Source organism: Thermobacillus xylanilyticus, from assembly GCF_907165215.1.
Classification (GTDB): domain Bacteria; phylum Bacillota; class Bacilli; order Paenibacillales; family Paenibacillaceae; genus Thermobacillus; species Thermobacillus xylanilyticus.
Map to the genome: position 1 here is coordinate 22017 of NZ_CAJRAY010000080.1, position 6000 is coordinate 28016.

Sequence of the window (6000 nt, forward strand, 5' to 3'; positions counted from 1 at the left end):
TTAACTGGAAACGGACGCCGAATCCGGCTACAATGGTGGAAGCGGCCTACCGGCCGATGCCATGGATGAGGCGGGGGTTGGCTTGGCAGTCAAAAGGGCTAGACTCATTTATAGTCCGACGTCCGGCCGCGAAGAGATCAGACGAAGGCTGCCGGACATTCTGCAACGGCTCGAGCGGGGCGGCATCGAGACGAGCTGCCACGCGACGACCGGCGAAGGGGACGCGACGGTTGCGGCTTCGGAGGCGATCGAGCGCGGCTTCGACATGATCATCGCCGCGGGCGGCGACGGGACGCTGTACGAAGTGATCAACGGGATGGCGCGCCATGAGAAACGGCCGCCGCTCGGCATCCTGCCGCTCGGGACGACGAACGATTTCGCGCGGGCGGTCGGCATCCCGAAGCACTGGGAATACGCGGTCGACCTGATCGTCGCCCAGTACAAGCGGACGATCGACCTCGGGCAGGCGAACGACCGGTATTTCATCAATATCGCCGGCGGCGGTTCGCTGACGGAGCTGTCCTACGAGGTGCCGAGCAAGCTGAAGACGATGATCGGGCAGCTCGCCTATTATATGAAAGGCATCGAGAAAATGGTGAACTTCCGGCCGACCAAGGTGCGGATCGAGGCGGAAGGCGTCGGCGAGATCCACGAGAAGATCATGCTGTTCCTGATCTGCAACAGCAATTCGGTCGGCGGGTTCGAGCGGCTGGCGCCGGATGCGAGCATCGACGACGGGCTGTTCGAGGTCATCATTCTGAAGAAATGCAATCTCGCCGAGTTCCTCCGGGTGGCGACGCTGGCGCTCAGGGGCGAGCATTTGAACGATCCGCTCATCATGCATTTCCGGTCGCGGCATATCAAGGTGACGACGGAGGATCACGTGCAGCTCAACCTGGACGGCGAGTACGGCGGCACGTTGCCGTGCACGTTCACGGCGTTGAAGGGGTATCTCGAGATTTTCGTGGATGAGCAGGGCATTGCGTCTTATCGCAAGCGGCTGATCGCGGGCACGCAGTTGTGACGCGGCGGCCGCTTGACGTTATTTTCTTGATGTTATCAAGTGAAGCGGAATGGGGTCAGGCAGTGAGAACAACGACGGATGTGCCGGTGAGAAAAAACGACGAAGTAACGCTCGACATCATCGGTCTGACGCAGGACGGCGAAGGCGTGGGGCGGGCGGACGGATTCACCCTGTTCGTGCAGGGCGCGCTGCCGGGCGAACGGGTGCGGGCGAAGGTGCTGAAGGTGAAGAAGCAGTACGGCTACGCCAAAATGCTGGAGCTGCTTCAGGCCAGCCCCGACCGCGTGGAGGCGCCGTGTCCGATCTATCGGCAGTGCGGCGGGTGTCAGCTGCAGCATATGGATTATGCGGCGCAGCTTGCGTGGAAGCGGCAGCATGTGATCGACAGCCTGACGCGGATCGGGAAGCTGCGGGTGGCGGATGCGGCCGGTGCGGCGGAGGCTGCGGGCGATGCAGGCGGGGCCGGCGGCGTCGTTGCGGATGGCGTTGTCGTGCATCCGACGATCGGGATGGACGAGCCGTGGCGCTACCGGAACAAGGCGCAGGTGCCGATCGGCATGGCGCAGGCCGATATGGCCGACGGCGCGGCGGGTTCGCTGATCGGCGGGTTCTATGCGCGGGGATCGCACCGCATCATCGACATGGACGCGTGCGTCATCCAGCACGAGCGGAACGACGAGTCGGTGCGCGTGGTGAAGCGTATTGGGACGCGGCTCGGCATCCGCGCGTATGACGAGACGACCGGCCGCGGGCTGCTCAGGCATGTCGTCGTGCGGACCGGTTTTGTGACCGGCGAGACGATGGTGTGTCTTGTCACGAACGGGACGCGCATCCCGCGCGTGGACGAGCTGGTCGAAGGCATCCGGCGCGCGCTTCCGGATGTGCGCAGCATCGTGCAAAACGTGAACACGCGGAACACGAACGTGATTTTCGGCGACGAGACGCGGGTGCTGTGGGGAAGCGATGTCATCTACGACGAGCTGGACGGTTTGCGCTTTGCGATCTCGGCGCGCTCGTTCTACCAGGTGAACCCGGCGCAGACGGTGGCGCTGTACCGGAAGGCGGTCGAATACGCGGGCTTGACGGGGCGCGAGACGGTCATTGACGCGTACTGCGGCATCGGCACGATCTCGCTGTTCCTGGCGCGTCGCGCGGGCAAGGTGTACGGCGTCGAGTCGGTGCCGGAGGCGGTTGAGGATGCGCGGCGCAACGCGGCGCTGAACGGGATCGCGAACGCCTCGTTCGAGGTCGGGCTCGCGGAAGAGGTGATCCCGCGCTGGCGCGAGGCAGGCATCGCGGCGGATGTGATTGTCGTCGACCCGCCGCGCAAAGGTTGCGATGCGAAGCTGCTCGACACGATCGTGCGGATGCGGCCGAAGCGGGTCGTGTACGTGTCGTGCAACCCGGCGACGCTGGCGCGCGATCTTGCCGTGCTCGAAGCGGGCGGCTTCCGCACGATGGAGGTGCAGCCGGTGGACATGTTCCCGCATACGGGGCATGTGGAGTCGGTCGTATTGTTGGTTCGGAAAGAATGACTGAGATGCGGCAGCCGGCAGCCTGTCTGTCCCTAGTCCATCGTGAAACCCGGAAATTGGACCGGTACAGGTTCAGTTTCCGGGTTTATTTATGTCGAAGGCCGGTTAGGGTCGTCGGGAAGTTTTCTGGTAATATAGTAAGGAAAATGTTCAATCCCCATGATTCGATTCAAAGGGAGGGGGCAAACCATGATCATCGCCACGAAACTTCATATTCCTCGATCGCGAAGCACGCTTGTTGCGCGTCCCCGTCTCTCCCGGCGTTTGCATGAAGGGCTGGATCGCACGCTTACGTTGATCACGGCTCCAGCCGGGTATGGCAAAACGACTTTGCTCGGCGAGTGGGTGATGACGCTGGATAATCCCGTCGCCTGGGTCTCGCTGGATCATGGGGATAATGATCGCATGCGCTTCTGGACACACACCCTTGCAGCGTTAAAACAAGCTTATCCGTCCTTCGACCAGCAGAACGTGCTTCGTCATGCCGCGGAAGATCCATCGGGCGAGTCGCTGATTGCCGCGCTCGTCAACGGGCTGCATCGCATTCCGCAAACGACGGTGCTCGTTTGGGACGACTTTCATCATATCGAAGAAGCGTCAATCTTGAAGGGCGTTGCTTATCTGCTGGAACGCATGCCGTCACATGTCCATCTTTATCTTGCAAGCCGGAATGATCCATCGCTTCCTCTGTCCAAACTGCGGGCAGAAAACAGGTTGATCGGGTTGGATGCGAGCGATCTCCGGTTTGTGCCGGACGAAACGACCGAATTTTTTGCGAAGTGCGGCGGTCTGCAATTATCCGATGAAGACGCGGCTGCCGTACAAAAAAAGACGGAGGGATGGGCAGCGGCGATGCGGCTGGCGGTCTTGTCTTTGCACGAACATGCCGATCCCGCATCCCTGATCTGTAAGTTGACCGGAACGGAACGTGATATCTCGGATTATTTCTTTGAAGAGGTGTTCGCCCGACAATCCGAAACGATGCAGCACTTTTTACTCTATACCTCGATTTTGGACCGGATGACGGGCGAACTTTGTCAAGCGGTGACCGGTATCGCCGAAAGTCATGCGTATCTGCAGCAATTGGACAAGGGAAACCTGTTTCTTGCTGCGTTGGACGAGCGGCGGGAGTGGTACAGGTATCATCATCTGTTCCGGCAATTTTTGACGGCGCAGTTGAAAATGCGCGAGCCGAAGAAATGGAAAACCTGTCATATGGCAGCGGGAACATGGCTTGAACACAACGGTTATGCGCATGAAGCGGTGGATCATTACCTTAAGGCCGCCGGTCACGAACAAGCGCTTTCATTAATAGAGCAATTATCGCAGGGACTGATGGACAAGGAATGGACGACGCTTAGCACGTGGTTGAATGAAATTCCCGACACACTGTTATTTACCCGGCCGATGATGCTGCTGACAAAACTGGCCGCCCAGTACATGTCCGGGCATGTCGAAGCGGCTACAGACGGGTATTGGAGAACGCTTCGCAGGTTGGATGAAGACCCATCCTCCCTGCCTCCTCCGGCAGTCGAAATCTTACGTGCCGGACTTGCTTTTCTGGCCGCATTTCGCACGTTTTTGGATCGCGACTTTGAAGATGCGGTTCAATTCTCCAAGGCGTATGTCGAGAAACATGCGGAAGGCGATCTTTTCATCGGGTTCGGGAGCGACCGGGACGGTTATCATCCGGTGTTGGACATCTACGTGTCGGATGACAGCCTTCTGCTGGCGGAACAGGTGCTGACTCCCTTGCTCTCGATTTGGTCCGGAACCCGAAATCAATATTTTGTCGCGCATCTCTATATCGACTTGGGGAAAATGCAGTACGAACGAAATCGCTTGGTCGATGCGGAGAAGGTGATGCGCCAAGCTTATGAGATTGGAAGAATGCATGATCATCGAAGCCTGGCGACCATCGCGGCGCTATGGCTCGCCCGCATTGCCGCCGTGCAAGGAGATGAGAAGACGTCAAATCAAATCTTGCGCGAGTCAGCCCAACTCACGTCCAAGACGGCGAATTCGCGTTTGTCCGGGAAAATCGCCTCGTTTCGCGCCATGCTGGGCAGGATGCAAAGGGAAGAGAAACCGGTGAGACAATGGCTGAGAAAGAGCGGCTTGCGCAGTTCTGACGAAATTCCGGTATCGATGATCAAGGAATATGGTTTGCTGGCTGCCATATTGGCAGAGCAGGGAAAAACAGAAGAAGCCGCAGCTTTGACGGAGCGCCTGCTCCAGCTGTCGATCAAAGCCGGACGGCAAAGCGACCGAATCCGTCTGCTCGTTCACAAGAGCAGGATCCTGTCCCTGCAAGGAAAGATTCCCGACTCCATGGACGTATTGGAAGAAGCGCTGGCATTGGCGCGGCCGGAAGGGTATATCCGAACCTTTGTCGACGAAGGGGCACCCCTCGGGCAATTGTTGGATCAATATATCCGATTGCGGCAAAATCAGCATTACCGCCCCGCTCATAAGGTGCCTTTATCCTATGTGAAACGACTGCGAAGACTGATCCCGCAAGCCGATGGGAAAGCAGGCATTCCCCATGCCGGAACGCCGGTTGCTTTGACGGCCAGAGAACAGAGCGTGCTTCGACTGATGGAAACCGGGATGTCCAATAAAGAAATCGCGCTCAAACTGAATGTATCCCTGGCGACCGTAAAAACACACATTAACAATATCTACGGCAAATTGCAGACCAAAAACCGCTTGCAAGCCTTGGAACGTGCCAGAACACTGCAGTTGTTCTGATTCGTTCTTTTTTTTTGCAAAAATCATCTCCACCTCCCTGCTCAACCTTCGTGATCTTGTGTGCCGGTCAGGGTTGATCACAGATGAAGAGAAAGTTTGTACACTATGAAAGTATAAAAAAGGGTACGAGAATGACGATGCAGGTTATGAGCGGAAGGAGGCTGGCAGGAATGCTGAATTCCATGAAGTCCCCGATAAAGCGTTTATCTCCATGGCTGATTGCCATGCTCTTGCTCAATCTGTTTCAATCGCTGCTGGTTATACCAGCGTCAGCTTTGGCTCAAGAATCAGAGACAAATGCAAACTTGGTCAGCGTATTTTCGTTCGGAATGGGTATGTCTGGCCAATTAGGACATGGCGATACGGCCAATCAACTCGCGCCAAAGAAAATCGAAGGTTTGTCGGACATTCAGGCGATCGCTGCCGGGACTAATCATTCCCTTGCTTTAACGAAGTCAGGAGATGTGTACTCGTTTGGATTTGGGCTGTTTGGCCGATTAGGCCATGGCGATACAGATAGTCAACTCGAGCCGAAGAAAATCGAAGGTTTGTCAGACATTCAAGCGATTGCGGCTGGCGATTTCCATTCCCTTGCTTTAACGAAGTCAGGCGACGTATACTCGTTTGGAAACGGTATGTCTGGCCAATTAGGACATGGCGATACGGCCAATCAACTCGCGCCAAAGAAAA

General features: G+C 57.2%; 4 protein-coding genes. All 4 read left to right on the plus strand.

Annotation, left to right across the window (positions count from 1 at the left end):
- Positions 1-61 precede the first annotated feature (61 nt).
- Positions 62-1024 (plus strand): diacylglycerol kinase, encoded by a 963-nt coding sequence (locus KJQ12_RS14725; RefSeq protein ID WP_213485462.1) that lies wholly within the window; start codon positions 62-64, stop codon positions 1022-1024.
- Between the two features lie 62 nt (positions 1025-1086).
- Positions 1087-2559 carry a 23S rRNA (uracil(1939)-C(5))-methyltransferase RlmD gene (gene rlmD, locus KJQ12_RS14730; protein ID WP_244860630.1) on the plus strand — a complete coding sequence of 491 codons (1473 nt, stop codon included), beginning with the start codon at positions 1087-1089 and terminating at the stop codon, positions 2557-2559.
- A gap of 189 nt (positions 2560-2748) precedes the next feature.
- Complete coding sequence (locus KJQ12_RS14735; RefSeq protein WP_213485464.1) at positions 2749-5310, plus strand: winged helix-turn-helix domain-containing protein; 2562 nt, start codon at positions 2749-2751, stop codon at positions 5308-5310.
- Positions 5311-5480: 170 nt separating this feature from the next.
- Positions 5481-6000, plus strand: a 520-nt coding sequence (locus KJQ12_RS14740; protein ID WP_425315982.1) for an RCC1 domain-containing protein, incomplete at its 3' end; no start/stop codon positions are given.